Genomic DNA, 1,112 nt, shown 5'->3' with positions numbered 1-1,112 from the left:
TGTACTGCCCAGGCAGGTTGGTCAACCTGGTGATGGGCGGAATCTTGCCGATCGCGGAGTGTTGCCGATGGTGATTGTAGGTATGCAACCAGGTGGGCAGGGCTGAGCGGCGGGTTGCCTCGTTGGGGTAGTGACGAGCGAATGCCCATTCACCAGCCATGGTGCGGTGGAAGCGCTCGATTTTCCCGTTGGTTTGGGGCCGGTATGGCCGGGTTCGCTTGTGATTGATCTGTAGTTCGATACACGCCTCGCGCCAGGCATGGGACTTGTAACAGCTGCCGTTGTCGGACAACACTCGTTGCACTGTGACACCACGTACGGCGAACCAATTCACCGCTCGGTGCAGCACTCCGATCGCGGTCTGAGCGGTTTCGTCATCGTGGATCTCGGCGTAGGCGACCCGTGAGTGGTCATCGATCACGGTGTGGACGAACGCGTGGCCGATCTTGGGATCGTGGCCCCTGCTGCGTTTCACTCCCGGAGTGCTGCGGCGGTTCTTGCTGCCCTGTGAGCGGCCCACGAATCGCCATCCCCCGCCGGCGGGGATGTTGCCCAGCTTCTTGACATCGACGTGGATCAGTGAGCCGGGGCGGTCGTGCTCGTAGCGACGAATCAGTTCACCGGTCCGAATATCTACGTGGGACAGTCGATTCAACCGGCAACGCACCAACACTGCGTGGACCGTGGAGGCCGGCATGGACAACCGTGATGCGATCGCCATCGGGGAGAGGCGATGACGCCACCGCAAGTCCACGATGCGACGCACAACCGGTTGCGGGGTGCGGTTGGGGCTGCGGTGCGGGCGGCTGGAGCGGTCGGTCATCCCGGCCTCACCCATCGCGGCGTATCTGCTCGCCCATCGTTTGGCTGTCGGCCAGGACACGTTGAAGTGCTCAGCTGCCCGCACGATTGGCCAGCCCTCGTCAATGATGCGACGCGCGAGCAACAACCGCCCACGAGGGGTCAAAACGGCATTAGCGTGGACCACGAAGGTCTCCTGTTCGTTGCAGTGAAGTGGTAGCAGCTCCACTCCACGGCAGGAGACCTTCACCCATCAACGACTCTTACAGCGTGTCGTCACACTTTCTCAACCAACCTGCCTGGGCAGTACA

Annotated in this window: 1 protein-coding gene; it reads right to left on the bottom strand. The window is 62.0% G+C overall.

What is annotated here, in order from left to right:
• Nucleotides 1-988: IS481 family transposase (locus ACJH5R_RS22980; RefSeq protein WP_406760156.1), on the bottom strand; the 988-nt coding region annotated here is incomplete at its 3' end.
• Nucleotides 989-1,112: the final 124 nt, after the last annotated feature.

The organism is Mycobacterium sp. SMC-19, from assembly GCF_045310815.1.
GTDB lineage: Bacteria > Actinomycetota > Actinomycetes > Mycobacteriales > Mycobacteriaceae > Mycobacterium.
This window is presented reverse-complemented; position numbering and strand designations above follow the sequence as displayed.